This window comes from Rufibacter sediminis (genome assembly GCF_014269285.1).
GTDB classification, from domain to species: Bacteria; Bacteroidota; Bacteroidia; order Cytophagales; family Hymenobacteraceae; genus Nibribacter; species Nibribacter sediminis.
In genome coordinates, this window is sequence record NZ_JACOAF010000018.1 from 53,637 (window position 1) to 69,442 (window position 15,806).

At 51.6% G+C, this 15,806-nt stretch carries 15 protein-coding genes; 9 read left to right on the top strand and 6 right to left on the bottom strand.

Going from position 1 to position 15,806, the window contains the following annotated elements; all coding sequences use genetic code 11:
* Positions 1-85 precede the first annotated feature (85 nt).
* The 5 genes from H7U12_RS06405 to H7U12_RS06425 all read right to left on the bottom strand — a co-directional run bounded on the left by H7U12_RS06405 (position 86) and on the right by H7U12_RS06425 (position 4,749).
* Positions 86-1,039 (bottom strand): hypothetical protein, encoded by a 954-nt coding sequence (locus H7U12_RS06405; protein WP_186634731.1) that lies wholly within the window; start codon positions 1,037-1,039, stop codon positions 86-88.
* A 290-nt stretch (positions 1,040-1,329) separates the two neighbouring features.
* Complete coding sequence (locus tag H7U12_RS06410; RefSeq protein ID WP_186634735.1) at positions 1,330-2,241, bottom strand: helix-turn-helix domain-containing protein; 912 nt, start codon at positions 2,239-2,241, stop codon at positions 1,330-1,332.
* A gap of 445 nt (positions 2,242-2,686) precedes the next feature.
* Complete coding sequence (locus H7U12_RS06415; RefSeq protein WP_186634738.1) at positions 2,687-3,592, bottom strand: alpha/beta hydrolase; 906 nt, start codon at positions 3,590-3,592, stop codon at positions 2,687-2,689.
* A gap of 281 nt (positions 3,593-3,873) precedes the next feature.
* Entirely contained in the window at positions 3,874-4,197 is a 324-nt protein-coding gene (locus tag H7U12_RS06420) for a cupin domain-containing protein (RefSeq protein WP_186634741.1), read from the bottom strand.
* Positions 4,198-4,254: 57 nt separating this feature from the next.
* Positions 4,255-4,749, bottom strand: a complete 495-nt coding sequence (locus tag H7U12_RS06425; RefSeq protein ID WP_186634744.1) for a hypothetical protein — start codon at positions 4,747-4,749, stop codon at positions 4,255-4,257.
* Positions 4,750-5,183: 434 nt separating this feature from the next.
* On the opposite strand from H7U12_RS06425, the gene H7U12_RS06430 reads away from it, so the two are divergent.
* From H7U12_RS06430 to H7U12_RS06440, 3 genes are all read left to right on the top strand, one after another.
* Positions 5,184-7,586 carry a heavy metal translocating P-type ATPase gene (locus tag H7U12_RS06430; protein ID WP_186634747.1) on the top strand — a complete coding sequence of 801 codons (2,403 nt, stop codon included), beginning with the start codon at positions 5,184-5,186 and terminating at the stop codon, positions 7,584-7,586.
* Between the two features lie 897 nt (positions 7,587-8,483).
* Complete coding sequence (locus H7U12_RS06435) at positions 8,484-8,963, top strand: transporter substrate-binding domain-containing protein (protein WP_186634750.1); 480 nt, start codon at positions 8,484-8,486, stop codon at positions 8,961-8,963.
* Between the two features lie 5 nt (positions 8,964-8,968).
* Positions 8,969-9,931, top strand: a complete 963-nt coding sequence (locus H7U12_RS06440) for a cation transporter (protein WP_186634753.1) — start codon at positions 8,969-8,971, stop codon at positions 9,929-9,931.
* 99 nt (positions 9,932-10,030) lie between these two features.
* Here H7U12_RS06440 and H7U12_RS06445 read toward each other — a convergent pair whose 3' ends face one another.
* The gene (locus H7U12_RS06445) at positions 10,031-10,336 is read right to left on the bottom strand and encodes a hypothetical protein (RefSeq protein ID WP_186634756.1); all 306 of its coding nucleotides are present in this window, start codon (positions 10,334-10,336) and stop codon (positions 10,031-10,033) included.
* Positions 10,337-10,823: 487 nt separating this feature from the next.
* On the opposite strand from H7U12_RS06445, the gene H7U12_RS06450 reads away from it, so the two are divergent.
* The 6 genes from H7U12_RS06450 to H7U12_RS06475 all read left to right on the top strand — a co-directional run bounded on the left by H7U12_RS06450 (position 10,824) and on the right by H7U12_RS06475 (position 15,553).
* The gene (locus H7U12_RS06450; protein ID WP_186634759.1) at positions 10,824-11,531 is read left to right on the top strand and encodes a dienelactone hydrolase family protein; all 708 of its coding nucleotides are present in this window, start codon (positions 10,824-10,826) and stop codon (positions 11,529-11,531) included.
* Positions 11,532-11,616: 85 nt separating this feature from the next.
* Positions 11,617-12,216 carry a glutathione peroxidase gene (locus tag H7U12_RS06455; protein WP_186634762.1) on the top strand — a complete coding sequence of 200 codons (600 nt, stop codon included), beginning with the start codon at positions 11,617-11,619 and terminating at the stop codon, positions 12,214-12,216.
* Positions 12,217-12,341: 125 nt separating this feature from the next.
* Positions 12,342-13,157 carry a metallophosphoesterase family protein gene (locus tag H7U12_RS06460; RefSeq protein WP_186634765.1) on the top strand — a complete coding sequence of 272 codons (816 nt, stop codon included), beginning with the start codon at positions 12,342-12,344 and terminating at the stop codon, positions 13,155-13,157.
* A gap of 1 nt (position 13,158) precedes the next feature.
* A complete protein-coding gene (locus H7U12_RS06465) occupies positions 13,159-13,764 on the top strand; it encodes a hypothetical protein (RefSeq protein WP_186634768.1) in 606 nt (201 codons plus the stop codon).
* 123 nt (positions 13,765-13,887) lie between these two features.
* A complete protein-coding gene (locus H7U12_RS06470) occupies positions 13,888-14,553 on the top strand; it encodes an NAD-dependent epimerase/dehydratase family protein (protein WP_186634771.1) in 666 nt (221 codons plus the stop codon).
* Between the two features lie 187 nt (positions 14,554-14,740).
* Positions 14,741-15,553: an HAD family hydrolase gene (locus H7U12_RS06475; RefSeq protein WP_186634774.1), complete on the top strand. Its 813-nt coding sequence runs from the start codon at positions 14,741-14,743 to the stop codon at positions 15,551-15,553.
* The last annotated feature ends 253 nt before the right edge of the window (positions 15,554-15,806 follow it).

Here is a 15,806-nt window from a genome sequence, read left to right on the forward strand (position 1 = left end):
TCATTTTCCTCTAGCGCCAGAATGCTTTTTCCTGTTTTAGGCCTGTTTTTTGGGAAATAAGCCCAAACTAAAATCAATTTTGTACTTATTCTGCTTTCTCCTTTTTTCTAGCTTCCTTTTTCTCCTGCTTCTCCGCTTTCCGCTCGGCTTTCTCGGTGGCTTTGGCCTTCTTCAGTTGCTGCACCACGTTGATCTTGCCCGTCTTCACCATGTCCATGTGAATGGTGCCCACCACGTCGCTTTTGGGTTCCAGCACCATGGAGGCGTTCATGCGGTAATTCCAGACATGGTCGCCAGTGAGGGTTTTAAAGGTGGTCTTGAGCGGTTTCTTCACATCGGAGACCGTTTGTAACTGAACGGGCGTCAGGCTTTGGGCTTTCACCAGGTAATCTTTGCCGGAGCCGCCCACAGAGTGCATCTTGTCGGGGAAGTTAAGCGTCATCTTCATGTCCCGGATGTAGAAGTCGAACTCGTTGGGATTGTCCATTTGCATGGTCATGACCATCTCCATCTCGTCCAGCCCGAAATCGGTGATGTTGACGTTGGTGATCTTGGCGCCGGGCAAGGCCGGAATCACCATGTCCAGGTCCTCGTTGATCGTGAACATGCGGCGGCCCAGCAGCGGAACATCACTGTAGGCCTTGATATAGGCTTGCACCTTTTCCCCTTCCTTCACCTGCCGCCGCACCAGCTCGCGGGTTTGGTTGTGGTTCATGGTCATGGGGAACTTGATGGTCTGCTTTTTCTGGTTCGCGTCCCGCTCAAAGCCTTTGTGGCCCTGCGCCACGGTTTTGTTGTAGAGTTTGAACTTGTACTCAATGCTGTCCACGAAGGTGGAGAGGAAGGAGGGCGTCACGTCCATGAGCACGTGCATGGTGGCGGTTTCCTCATCCACGCGGGTATCGGTGACCCGGATGTTGTCAATTTTAGGCGCCGCCAGAGAAATCAGTTTTTTCATGGGCGTAGTGGCGACCACTACCCCGGCTACCACCACCAACATCAGCAGTACCAGTGAGAAGATCTTGAGCGCTTTTTTCATCTTGTTCTGCCTAGCTTTAATGACAGTGGGAGCTGAAGCCCGGCTTTAGAGCTAACGCTTTCAAAGCAAACGAGTTAGAGGCGGTTTAGAAAAATAGGTATTTATTCAAGGTGAAAGGTTTTACAGCAGACCATCTTGATTCATGTTTTCGTTCTGGGGCTTTGCGTTCGTGTGGGCATTCATAGAACTTCAACCCTGGTTGAAGATATCCAGCCTAATTGAAAAACAGTTGTTTAGCCTATGGTTTTCAGCTCATTTGATGCAAAGCCATTATTGGCGGTAGTACTTTTTCATATGAATGATTGTCTAAACTCCAGAGGCGACATTTCTGTTTTATTTTTGAAAAGCTTGTTGAATGATTGAGGACGTTCGAAACCTAAATTGTAGGCAATTTCAGCAACTGTTAAATTACTTGTGGTTAAATATTCTTTTGCTTTTGCTACAAGTTTTTCGTGGATGTGTTGTTGTGCACTTTGTCCGGTAAGTGAACGGAGTGCATCGCTCAAATAATTAGACGATAAGTTGAGTTGGCTCGCTAAATATTCTACCGTAAGAAGACCTTTTTGCAAACCCTCGTCAGAATTGAAATACGCGTTGATAAAGTTTTCAGTTTGGGTGAGTAAATCATTTTTTGAGGTTTGTCGGGTAATGAATTGTCTTTCGTAAAAGCGTATACTGTAATTCAATAATAAATCGATTTGCGACAAAATAATACTTTGCGTTTGCTGGTCTATATGCTGGTATTCTTCTTCGATCTTTTTGAAAATAGCAATAACATTGCTCTCTTCTTTCTCGGATAGATGTAATGCTTCGTTTACTGAATAGGAAAAGAAACTATAAGCTTTGATGTTGTTAGCTAAGGGATGTTTTCCTAAAAAATCTGGGTGAAACATTAGTACATAGCCTGTTCCCATTGTTCCATTGAAGGAGTTTGATGTTTCCACTTCAACTGATTGAACTTGGTTTGGTGCCGTAAAAGTCATCGTGCCGTTTTCGAAGTCATAATAATTCTGTCCGTATTTTATTTTGGATTGAATGTTGTATTTCAACGAAATGGTATAAAAAGTTGCGGTAAATCTTTTCCATATATCAGATTGGATTGCGTGGAGTTCTGAAACGTGCACCACACTTACCAAAGGATGCAATGGCGCGCCAACGGATAAAAATCTGTGAAACTCGGATAAGGATTGGATTGCCTTCATAGTGAATGATGTAACAGAGGTTAGTTATTTTGCTTCCAATACAAAAAACCGAACAACAGTAGCGCAACAAATTCTATAAGAAGCCACCATAGTTGTTTGGTGAAAAATCCGTCCAAAACAAAACCTGTCAATCTCGCTAGTATGACACCCAATGTTAATGTCGTGAGAAATCCCGCTGTGATGAATCCCCACGATGTCCAATGTCTCTGAAATAATAAGAATATACCCAGTCCAATGAACATTCCCCACTTTACTCTTTTCTCTATCATTTGATAAGCATCAACAGGCGTTGAAAAATTGCCAAATAAATTAGGCTTTAGCACAAGAACGAAACCTGTAATAAGTAAAATAGTGCCCGATATGTTTAGGGGTAAATTCACTGAATGATTAACAATAAAAAATCGCAGTTGGATTTATATCTCATGTTTACTTGAAGCGGCCTTGTTTAAAGGTGTTCGTTGAAGAAAGGCACGATATGCTCTAATGCTTCTCTGGTGGCTTCAGGACGGTCGTACAAATCATAGTGACTTGCGCCTTTTACGACGTGGATTTTTTTGTCTGTTGAGGCAGCTTTATTGTACAAATCGAAACCGTCTCTGTACGAACCAAATCCCCCCACTTTGTCGCCAACAATTACCAAAAGCGGTTGGGTAAGGAAATATTCCGCCAAATGAAAAGCATCAAACATAATTAGGTTGCTCATGCTGGTGAAAAGCAGTTTGTTGCACGAATTAGGATGTTGCCCCCGAGGTGTTCTGTAATAATCGATAGCTTCCAATAAATCCATTTCTTCTAAGCCACCTTGTTTGGCTTCATCAGCAGAATCAGGTATCCAGTTATTGATAAGACTTTCATTGCCGTTGGCTTCTGCTGTACGCTGTTGGGCAACCGCTTTGAGTACTTCCATAGGATTAGCTTCTCTGAAAGCTCTGCTTGGATTGCTTCCCACAACTGTTGCAATAGCTTTAATTCTTTTCTCCGAAATGGAAGCATTGGCAGCATAACCACCACCTGCACAAACGCCCAATGCACCAATGCGGTCGTGGTCAATAAAGGTCAATGTTGTCAAAAAATCAATAGCACAACGAATGTCTTCAACCCGTGTTGCAGGGTCTTCCAAAAATCTAGGTTCGCCACCGCTTTCACCCTGAAAGGAAGCGTCAAAGGTCAAAGCGATAAAACCATTTTTAGCGAGTTGATTGGCATATAAACCAGCGGTTTGCTCTTTTACACTGCTTCCGGGATGTACACAGACAATAGCAGGATATTTTTGTGCATCATCAAAATTTTCGGGAAGGTGTAAGTGCCCGGCTACATTCCAGTTTCTGTTTTTGAATTCTACTTTTTGCATTACTTTTTGTTTAAAGTTGGTTAGGCAAAATTCAGGAGGTATAGAATAAGACGTGTTTCCGTATTATTGTTTGTTGTGTCCTAATTGGTGGGATAGCGTGGGTTTCGTATTCCCGCCAACAGGCAAGTAAAGCACATAGAAAAGCCCGGCCCCGGAAAGAGGTCAGGCTTACTTGGAAAGGCTGAAAGGAGTGAAGGCGCTTCGCGGCCGAGTCCCCCGATTCAGTTAAAAAGCACGCTTCACCCTTCCAGTGATCGGGGCAGGAGCGCTGGGGGAGCAGCTTACTTGATCAGCACCATCTTGAACGGACTCAGGGCTTTCAGGGCGTGGGGCACCTGAGCCGGTATCCGGATGATTTGCCCGGCCTGCAAGGTTTGGGATTTTTCCTCCTCCGGAAACAGAAAGTAACACGAGCCTTCCAGTACCAGCAACAGCGCATCTTTGGGGGTGGTGTGGGTTTTGAGTTCCTGGCCCTGATCAAAGGCGAAGAGAATCGTCTTCTGGTCTGGGGAGTTCAGCAAGATCTGGCTCTGGAATTTATCCGGGGAATAACTGATTTGGCTAGCCAGATCAGGCAAGGGGAAGGTGGTGAGAGCGGTTGTCATAGTCAAAGCGTTTAATATGGTGCGGGGGTAAATGCTTTCAAGATTTAGAAGGAGAAGTTAAGAAACCAGCTCCTGCATACGGTGAATCCGGAGCCGTTCGGCGTGTTTCACTACCACGGTGGCTTTGTGCACCACCGCGGCCGTGGTGAGCAGCAACCCGAATTTGAGGAACTCCAGCGCCACGTACACAAAATGCAGGGAACTGGCGGGCGGCGTTTGCCCGTCCATGATGGACAGCGCCCGTACATCCAGGGCGGGCAACAGCCAGAAGGTTTGCGCGAGCAGAATGAGGGTGATAGGAACCAGCAAAGTCCATTCCTTTCTGGTGGCATGGTTGAAGAGCAGGCCCAGCATGGCCACGGCGCAAAGCGCAATCTCCACCTTGTTCATCACGCCAAACACCAATCTTCCGATTCCCAGGCCCAAAGCCAGGGTGATGCCGGGCGCAGTAAACTTGATGGGCGCTTCAATGAAGGAGATCCCGATGATGAGGCCCGCCCACAGAAACAGGGCGGCGGTAGTCACGAAGGTTAAGGTATGGGAACGCGTCATAGTAGTTCTGAGTCCTGAGTTAATCGGTCTGTGAGGTGAAAAGAACGGATTTTAGCCCTCGTTTTTGAAAATCAGTCCGAAAACGTTCTTTTCTATTACCTCTTTCACTATCTATTGGAAGTCTTTCTTTTAATCCAAATTCACTTGTGAGACAGCCAGGTGCTTTGAGCCTGTTTTTTGAAAAAGAAGCCTAAAACGCCATCGGTCTGTGCCTGTTCCCGAGATCAAATCTGCGTCTGTTCCCGAGATATTTTTAACTCAGGACTCAAGACTCAGGACTAGCCGCCGCCGCCGCTCTCTTTCCGTTTCTGAAACAAAGATCAGCAGAAAGCGGCGGCGACCCCCATGAGCAGAGTCAATCAGCGGGATGATTTATGTCATGTTCCCCGGCCGGGCAACGCGGTACTTTTGCGGTAGACTAAAATGAGAAGGTTATGCTCCAGACCGCACATCTAGAGACCGACGTCCACACCTGCTACCATTGCGGCGATGAATGCGCCAGCAGGCCCATTTCCTTTGATGAGAAGGAGTTTTGCTGCGAAGGCTGCAAAGTAGTGTATGAATTATTGGCGGAGAACGATCTCTGCACCTATTATACCCTAGACAACCGCCCCGGCATCTCGGTGAAAGACCCCATCGCCTCGGCGCGGTTCGCGTACCTGAACGATGCCAAGGTGCAGCAGCAACTCCTGGATTTTCAGAACGACAAAGTCAGCAAAATCACGTTCCATATTCCGCAGATGCACTGCAGTTCGTGCATCTGGCTCCTGGAGAACCTCAATCGGCTTAACCCCGGCGTGACCGATGTGCACGTGAATTTCCTGCGCAAAGAAGCCGCCGTGACCTATGAGCACGCCGTGACCACGCTGGCGCAGGTGGTGGAGCTGATGGCCCACATCGGCTACGAGCCCCAGATTACCTTAGCGGATATGGAAGCGCCCGCTCCCAGGAAAGACCGGTCCATTTACTACAAGCTGGGGCTGGCCGCGTTCTGTTTCGGGAACGTGATGCTGCTGAGTTTCCCTGAGTACTTCGGCGGTTTGCAGCACCAGTTCGGGCGGTTCTTCGGCTGGCTGAATGTCTTGCTGGCCTTGCCCGTTTTTCTGTACAGTGCGCGCGGTTTCTTCACCAGCGCCTGGCAGGGATTGCAGCAGCGCATGATCAACCTGGACCTGCCCATCGCTATCGGGTTGCTGTCTTTGTTCAGCGTGAGCATCTATGACATCGCCACCGGGCGCGGACCGGGTTTCCTGGACTCGTTCACCGGTCTGGTGTTCTTCATGCTGATTGGCAAGTACGTGCAGCGCCGCACCTATGACTCCCTGGCCTTTGACCGGGAGTACACGTCGTATTTCCCCATTTCGGTGTCGGTTCTGAAAAACGGGCAGGAAACGCCCACCTCGGTGAAGGAGTTGCAGAAAGGCCAGCGCATTCTGGTGCGCAATCAGGAGCTCATCCCCGCCGATTCTATTCTGCTGCGCGGCACCGCCAACATTGACTACAGCTTCGTGACCGGCGAATCGGTGCCGGTGGCGCGGGTGGCCGGGGAGGTGATCTACGCGGGCGGACGGCAGCTGGGCGAAGGCATTGAGCTGGAGGTGGTGAAAGAAGTTTCGCAAGGCTATCTGACCCAGCTCTGGAACCACGTGAACTTCAAGAAAGAGGAAAAGCAGACGGTAGAAAACTACGCCAACGCCGTGGGCAAATACTTCCTGAGCGTGACGCTGCTCATCGCTGCCGGGGCGCTCTGGTACTGGATTCCGCGCGATTCTGACATGGCCGTGAAAGCCTTCACCTCAGTGCTGGTGATTGCCTGCCCGTGTGCTTTGTCGCTGGCCACGCCGTTCACCCTAGGTGCTACGTTAAGAATCTTCGGGAAACAGAAATTCTTCCTGAAAAACAGCGGCGTGGTAGAAGCCATGGCCAAGGCCGATATGGTAGTGTTTGACAAAACCGGCACCTTAACGGAGCCCAGCTCGGCGGAAATCTCGTTTGTGGGACATGCCCTGTCCTCTAGTGAGGAGCAGTTGGTACGCTCGGTCCTGAAACACTCCACGCACCCCTTGAGCCAACGGCTGTACGCGCACTTGCAAGGCAAGCCGCAACCCGTGCTCAACTTCCTGGAGAAACCCGGGGCCGGTCTGGAGGGCATTGTGGGCGATGCGTTCGTGAAAGTGGGCTCTGCCGTGTGGGTGTCTGCCGAGGTGGAGGAAACTTCCTCTACCAAACAGACCCGCGTGTTTATCTCCCTTGACGGACAGGTGCGCGGCTACTACATCTTCCAGAACGTGTACCGCCAGGGCTTGCAGGAGCTGTTGCAGGAGCTGGCCAAAACCAAGAAGCTGGCCGTGCTCTCCGGCGACAATGACAGCGAGGCCCCGCGCCTGCGCGAACTCTTCGGGCCCGAGGCCGAGCTGCGGTTCAACCAGTCGCCCATGCAGAAACTGGAGTACATCACCTCGCTCAAAGAGCAGGGCCGTTCCCCCATCATGGTGGGCGATGGCCTGAACGATGCCGGTGCCCTGCGCCAGAGCGACGTGGGCCTGGCCCTCACCGACAACGTGACCGGTTTCTCCCCGTCCTGCGACGGGATTCTGGATGCCAAAAACCTGTCCCAGCTGGCCCGCTACATCCGGTTCTCCCAAACCAGCCTCCGGTTGATTCTGGCCGCGTTCGGGGTGTCCTTCATCTACAACATCATCGGGCTGACTATGGCGGTGATGGGCGAGTTTACCCCCATCGTCTCCGCCATCCTGATGCCGGTGAGTACCCTGAGTGTCATCTCCTTTGCGGTACTTTCCGTGAAACTGGCCGCAAAACGCGCCGGACTCAGGTAGGTGGGCATTGTTGTTGTGTTAAGCCGTGGATTTTCTTCACAAGAAGGAAATCCACGGCTTTTAGTTTTAAGGACTAATCCAATGTGAGGTTGAAAACTTAAACTATGGGCCATGTGAACCCACCCCTACCCCTCCGAGGAGGGGAGTAAACCGTCCGCAGGACAATGAAGGCATTGCAACGACTCCAAGACCCTACACAGGAACATGCGTAGCCCAGTACCGAGGCAGCGCACGCATGAACGTCACCAGCAGCTGAGGCCTGCGCGGGCTATGAAACAGAAGGCATTCACCAGGTGTCATAAGTAGTGAAGAAAAGACTGTCTGAGCGTCAGCGAGTTTTTTTTCTTCATGATTCTTTTGGTTACTTTTCTCATCCAGGAGAAAAGTGACAAACGCGGGCAGACCGCGACTTCAACCACGAGGCTTGGTAGGACAGAAGTAGAGAACAAAAGCGGATAGATAACTGGAGAGGCAGTAGAAGTCGTTGGTGAGAACACCAACAACGGCGAGAGGCATAGCCATTACTGCATATTTTGAGCCTCACGGCTCACTGATTTGCAAACTTCAGCTCATGTTATGTCCAAGTTAGAAACTTGAACCAGCTATATTTTAAAATGCAACGGCCCAGTCTTCACAAGTAGAATCTCTGCTTAAGGGAAGTTGATTTGGTTGTTGGTGAGAACACCAACAACGGCGGGCGGAGTAGCAATTCGATAAGAAATAAAGGCACGAACTTAGCTTCCCGGTATAGAGAAAATGGCAACTAACTAATCCTGTAGCAAGCCCGTACTAACAGCAAATTGGCTGAAAGGTTTAGCATAAGGCAAATAACATCATCCGACGCGATGAAAAAAATGCCTTCTTTTTAAAACGCCTCCCCTTTAAAATGACGCAAATATGAATAGCAGGCGCTATTTGGTGTATAACCTGATTCTCGTGGTAGCGCTGCTCACCGGTTGCCAGAACTTCCCCAAAGATCCGGAGAAAACGCTGGAGCAGGTCACCAACGGAACCCTGAAGGTAGGGTATTCTGAAAACCCGCCGTGGGTGGTGAAAGGCCCGGCCGGACCTACCGGCATTGAGCCCGATCTGGTGAAAGCTTTCGCCAATGGCCTCAACGCCAAAATAGAATGGCAGAACGACTCCGAGCAGAACCTAATGGAAGAGCTGGAGAAACACAACCTGCACCTGGTCATTGCGGGTGTCACGGATGACACACCCTGGAAAAGCAAGATCTCCTTCACCCGGCCCTATGTGGAACTCCAGAAAAAGAAACATGTCTTCTGCGTGATCATGGGCGAGAATGCCTTCATCACCAAGCTGGAATCCTTTTTGCGCCAGCAGCAAACCACCCTTGAAACCCGTGTGCAGCCATGAAACCGATGAGCAGATTTGAGTACCCAGAGGAGCTGCAGCCGGTCTTTAAGAAAGCGAAGAAACTGGAGTGGATCACCGTTGCTTACCTGATCTCTACCGCGCTGGTGGTGTTCTTCACCATGGGCAATTCGCAGGCCATGAAGACCGCCTATTTTGAGGACCTGCTCAGCTTAACCCCATCGGTTTCGTTCCTGATCGCCTCGCGCATCTTCCATAAAAAGCCCAACAAAGATTTTCCGTACGGCTACCACCGGGTGGTGGGCATTGCGTACCTGTGCAGCGCCCTGGCCTTGTTCGCCGTAGGTGCTTTTCTCATCTTTGATTCGGCTTCCACGTTGATCAAACAGGAGCACCCCACCATTGGCATCAAAGTCATCTTCGGGCATGAAATCTGGTTGGGCTACCTCATGATTGGGGCGATGCTCTACAGCACCATCCCTGCCATGATCCTGGGGCACCTCAAGCTGCCTTTGGCCAAGAAACTGCACGAGAAAAACCTCTACACCGATGCCGACATGAACAAAGCCGACTGGATGACGGGCGCCGCCGCCATACCCGGCATCATCGGGATTGGGATGGGCTGGTGGTGGGCCGACTCTGTGGCTGCGATCATCATTTCCCTGGACATCATCAAAGACGGGTACAAGAACCTGAAGCAAGCGGTATTTGACCTGATGAACCAAATCCCCAAAACCGTAGACGACCAGGAAACTGATCCTCTGCTGCTGGAGATAGAACACAAACTGAAACACCAACCCTGGGTGAAGGAACACACCTTTCGGTTACGCGAGGAAGGCCACATTTACATGGGCGAGGCCCTGGTAGTGCCTCATGACGAGGTGAACCTGACGCAAAGGCTGGAAAAGCTGGGCAAGGAGATCTCAGAGCTGGATTGGCGTATTCAGGAGTTCCTGCTGATGCCGGTGCAGAAATTACCGAACGATGGGGAGGACGGACGACCTGCTTAACAAGGTTTTATTTAGCGTCTAAACCTCCGGGGAAAAGAGGCACAAAAAAGCCTTCCTGCAGGCAGGAAGGCTTTTTTGTTAGAGAATGAGAGGAGGTGATTAGTCAATCTTCTCATCTACTTTCTGAACACCTTTCTTAGTGGTGTTTTTCACTGCTTTACCGGCTTTCTTGGCCCCTTTGGCGGTTGCTTTGGCACCACTCACGGCCAGGTTCTTGGTACCTTTCCCAACAGACTTGGCTCCGTGTCCTACTTGTCTGGTTCCGGTTTTAGCCCGTTCCTTGTTGGTAGTGGTCTGGGTGGTGTCTTGTACCGTGTCCTGAACAGGCAAGATGGAAGCTTCAGCGGTATTTATCTGCAGTCCGGCAGCCACAAACAGGGCCGCTAAGAATGTTATCTTTTTCATAGTCGTGTAAGTTAGATTTTAACTCTGTTGCAGGTTATAAAACGCATTCAGTAGCGGATGGTTGCTTTTTTAACCAAATTTAAAAAGGAGGACTCCAGATGGTGTTTTGGATATTTCCGCTGCTGCCTTTTTCTGGATACGGTTTGGGCGAGATCTCCTCCGTAAACTGCTTACCTCACCGCGTATCTCCGTCAGGCCGAAACATTAATTACAGCAGAGTGGAGTTTGGCTAGTGTCCGGCCTGTCGCCGCCTGATAGACGTTTTGAGCCTGTTTTCCTCAAAACACCGCATGGGTCTTAAGGCTGGCAGGCCTACATGTGCGGACGTTTTAAGCCTGTTTTCCTCGAAACATGCCCAAAACAACCAGCTCTGCGGCCTCAACGTGCTGAGTTACAACTGGTGTCTGTTTTAAGGGTGTTTTACCAAAAACGGCCGGAAATCATCCTTTACGTAAGAGGAAGGTTGAACCTTTTAAACAGATCTTTTATGACCAACCATGATTTCATTACGCTGCAGGTATCGGATGGTACGGCTATGGAGGCCTATGTGGCGGTGCCGGCGGAATCCGGGCCAGTACCGGCCATTATTCTGTTGCAGGAAGCCTTCGGGGTGAACGGCCACATTCGGAACATTGCCGAGCGGCTTTGTCAGGAAGGGTACGCCGTCATCGCGCCGGACCTTTTTCACCGGACCGTCAAGCGCCTAGAAGCCAGCTACGCTGATTTTGCCTCGGTCATGCCGCATTACCAGGCGCTCACCCAGGACGGGCTGTCGGCTGATTTGAAGGCTTCGTATGACTGGCTACAGCAGCAGCCCACCGTGCAGCCGGGGAAGACGGGCAGCATCGGGTTCTGCCTGGGCGGGCGGGTTTCTTTTCTGGCTAATGCGGTGTTGCCGCTTTCGGCGGCGGTGTCTTACTACGGCGGCGGAACGGATACGCTGGCTCACGAGGCCGTGAACCTGCATGCGCCGCAGCTCTTTTTCTGGGGCGGTAAAGACGTCCATATTCCGCAGGAGAAAATTGACACCGTGATTAATGCGGTGAAGGCGGCGGGCAAAGACTACATCAACACGGTGATCTCCTACGCAGACCACGGGTTCCACTGTGATGAGCGGGCCAGTTACCATCCTCTGGCGGCCAGAGAAGCCTGGGCGACCACATTGGCGTTCTTTGAGAACCGGTTGAAGAAGTAACCTGGTATCTAGTAAGAAAGTAGCTATTAAAAACGCTATAGGCTGGTAAAGCACTAGCTAAGAAACTTAATCATACCTTTACCCCATGGATTTGAGAAAAAGAATCATGAAACTGCTGTATCCGTTGATCATGCGCCTGAGCAAATCAACCAGTAAAGGCAGAATCCTGCAAAACGACAAGCGGGCGGTTCCGGCGCAGCCATTCCATACCCTCAGTGCCACGCTCAGCAACGGCAAGCCGCTTGATTTCAGCCAGCTGAAAGGCAAGAAGGTGCTGCTGGTGAACACCGCCTCCAACTGCGGCTACACCGGCCAGTACGAAGAACTGCAGCAACTCCACGAGCAACTGAAAGGCCAGCTGGAGGTGATCGGGTTTCCGGCAAATGACTTCCAGGAGCAGGAGAAAGACGATGACCAGACAATTTCCCAGTTCTGCCAGGTGAACTACGGCGTTTCGTTTCCGCTGGCCAAGAAGAGCGTGGTGGTGAAAGGCCAGGGCCAGAACCCGGTGTACAACTGGCTCACCGACCCCGGCAAGAACGGCTGGAACGGACACCAACCCGACTGGAACTTCAGCAAGTACCTGCTGGATGAAAACGGGGTGCTCACCCACTATTTCGGGCCGGCGGTGTCGCCAGTGGGCGAGGAGATCAAATCCGCCCTGCGGCAACCCGCCAATTCCTAATTCGCCCCGCCCTGGCTTCGGCCAGACACGATGATGACACGTCTCTGCGAAGGCTTTGCCTTCTCCCTGCAGTACCAGAGTGCCAGATGGTTTTCCGGTCTTTTTTACTTTTAGATTACGCGTACATGAGTAAACGTTTACCCCGGCTGTTGTGCCTTCTGGTGCTCTTCCTCTTCGTGTCCTGCGACGGACTTTTTGAGTATCATCCCAACCAGCTCATCCTGAAGGAAGAAGAAACCAACCTCACGGCGAAAGCCCTTTCCCGGCTGCAGCGCCAACCCGCCCCAGACACCCTGCGCCTTCTCCTGATGGGCGACACCCAGCGCTTCTATGATGCCACGCAGGCCTTCGTGAAGAAAGCCAACACCTATGAGAACATCGATTTTGTGGTGCACCTGGGCGACATCTCTGACTTTGGGATGTCACAGGAGTTCCGGTGGGTGCATGACCTGATGGATGATCTGAAATGGCCTTACCTCACGGTGATCGGGAACCATGACATGCTGGGCAACGGCCGCAAAGTGTACCGCCAGATGTTTGGGGAGTTCAACTACTCCTTTGTGTACGGCCACACCAAGTTCGTTTTGCTGGATACCAATGGCCGCGAGGACAATTTCCAGGGCAAGGTGCCGGACCTGGATTGGCTCTCCAAGGAGCTGACACCCACGCCGGATGCTACCTGGCAACAGGCCGTGGTGATCTCGCACGTGCCGCCGTATGACAGCGATTTTGACCAGCAACTGGAAATTCCCTACCATCAAACCCTGGTGAACAGCCAAAAAGTGTCGCTGAGTTTGCACGGGCACAAGCACAGCTGGGCTACCGAGGAAAAGTACGGCGACCAGATTCTGTACCACGTGACCACCTTCGTGAAGGAGCGGGGCTTTACATATCTCAAACTTTGGAATGGGGGCTATTCCCTGGAAAGGGTGGTGTATTAACATGAAAAAGGCTCTTCAATTCCTCGCGCTGGGGCTATGGCTGGCGCTGCAGACCGCCACCGCCCAGGGGCAGGACCTCCACGCAGACTCCGTCAAAGTAAGTTCACCCTATTATCTGAAAGCCCAGTTTGCCGGCGATATTGGCTTGCTGTCTGTGGGCGTAGGCCGGCAGGCGTTCAACAGCAAGCTGGAAACTGATCTCTCGCTAGGTTACCTGCCCAAGTTCGTGGGCGGCGATGACATCTTCACCCTGGCCGTGAAATCCACGTTTCTGCCCTACAGATCAGTAAGGATCAAGAACGTGGACTGGAAACCCATCACTCTGGGCGTGCAGCTGGGCTATACCTTCGGGAAGGAGTATTTCGCCTCAGAACGCTATCTCAGCCGATACCCCAACTCGTATTATCGGTTCTCCACGGCCTTGAACTTCTACCTGTTTGCCGGCGGACAGGTGAACCTTACCCGGGTGAAAAAAGTCCAGAAATTTGCCGGATACTATGAGTTCGGGACGATGGGCGAGTACCTGATCTCCTACCTCAACAACCCCAGGTACCTGAGCCCGGCCAAGATTATGAACCTGGCCTTCGGGATGAAGTATTACCTGTGATGTGTTTGATCCGGGAAGGCTGTTTCTCTGCGATTCAGGGGTTTTAGGCCTGCTTTTCAGAAACTCCGCCCGAAACGTACGTAGAACTACCCCGGGGCTTTCCACTTACGCCCTTGCCATCCCATGAAAAAGAACCTACATGTGATCATCACCGGAGCCACCGGAATGGTGGGCGAGGGAGTGTTGCTGGAGTGCCTGCAACAGCCTGAGGTAGAGAAGGTGCTGGTCATCAACCGGAGGCCCGGCGGGGTGCGTCATCCGAAGGTCCAAGAAATCATCCACCAGAACTTCCAGGACCTTTCGCCCATCAATAACCAGCTCTCCGGCTATGATGCCTGCTTTTTCTGCCTGGGCGTTTCCTCGGTGGGCATGAAAGAACCAGATTACCGTCGGGTGACCCATGACCTGACCCTGCACGTGGCGCAGACCCTGGCCGAGGTGAACCCTCAGCTGGTGTTCTGCTATGTCTCTGGAGCGGGCACCGATAGCTCTGCAAAAGGAAACAGCATGTGGGCCCGGGTGAAAGGCGAAACCGAGAATGCCCTGCTAAGACTTCCCTTCAAAGCCGCGTACAACTTCAGGCCGGCGTTTCTGGAACCCACTCCCGGCATGAAAAACATCAAGTACTACAAATACATCGGTTGGTTGGCCCCGGTGGTCAGAATGCTGGCTCCCAACTACATCTCCACGCTGAGCGATCTGGGCAAAGCCATGATTCACGTGAGCCAGAAGGGCTACGGCAAGCTGATACTGGAAGTGCCAGACATCAAAGCATTGGCGAAAGCTTAACGGCGTTTAGGAGAGCTTTGGGCTTCTCTGGCGCTTGTTGCCGGCCTAGCCGTTTTAGGGCTGTTTTTCAGAAAAGGAGCTGAAAACAGCCCTAATTCAATTATTGCTAACTTGCACGCTGGTTGGGCGCATTTTTCTGCCCGGTAGCCAGTCACCTGAACCAGGCTCGCCTGGAGTACAGACAACTATGGATTATTCAAACATCAAGCTCATCGCCACCGACATGGATGGCACCCTGCTAGACCCCCAGCATTCCCTGAGTGAAGAATTTTACCCCGTTTACCAGGCCCTGAAAGAGAAGGGCATCCTGTTTGCCGCCGCCAGCGGAAGGCAGTACTACAACCTGGTGAACCTTTTCGCGCCCATCAAAGACGAGATCATCTTCCTGGCCGAGAACGGCAGCTACGTCGCTTACCAGGGGCAGGAACTGCTGGTGCAGGCCATGGACCCCGCCGTCACCCGGCAAGTGCTGCAGAAAGCGCGAAGCCTCGCGGGCGTGTACATCGTGCTCTGTGGAAAGAAATCGGCTTACGTGGAGAATACCGCGCCTGAGTTTCTGGAGCAGGTACAGCTGTACTACGATGAAGTGAAAGTGGTAGACGACCTGCTGCAGGTAGAAGATGACCAGTTCCTGAAAGTAGCCCTGCTGAATCTGGCCGGGGTGGAGGGGAGCACCAATGCAGCCTTCCAACCGGAACGGGAGCACCTGCAAGTCACCGTATCAGGTAAAATATGGCTGGATATCTGTGACCAGCAGGCCAACAAAGGCAAAGGCATGGAAGTGGTGCAGGAGCGGTTCAACATCACCCCGGAGGAAACCATGGTGTTCGGCGATTACCTCAACGACCTGAAGATGATCCAGAAAGCCCACTTTAGCTTCGCGATGGAGAACGCCCATCCAGACATCAAGGAAGCCGCCCGTTACCGGGCCAAAAGCAACAGCCAGAACGGGGTCATTGAAGTGCTACAGGAACTAGTTTCCCAGAACGGCCAAACCTGAGAAGCGAACCTCGGCGCACGTGAAACGGAAATGCGCGTGATATCCGTTTGATGCCTGTTTTGCTAAAACAGCCCCTAAACAGAACAGATGACTACCGGTGCCGAGAAGTCATAGGTGGATTTCAATCGACTTTGCGCCTGAGGCCAAGCAGAATGCAGCCTTGTTTTAGGGCGTGTTGACAATTAGTGTAGCAGGATCATGGCTGCTGCTAGGAAAACGAATCCGGCAAAACTGCCGGCTGTCTTCTCGTATC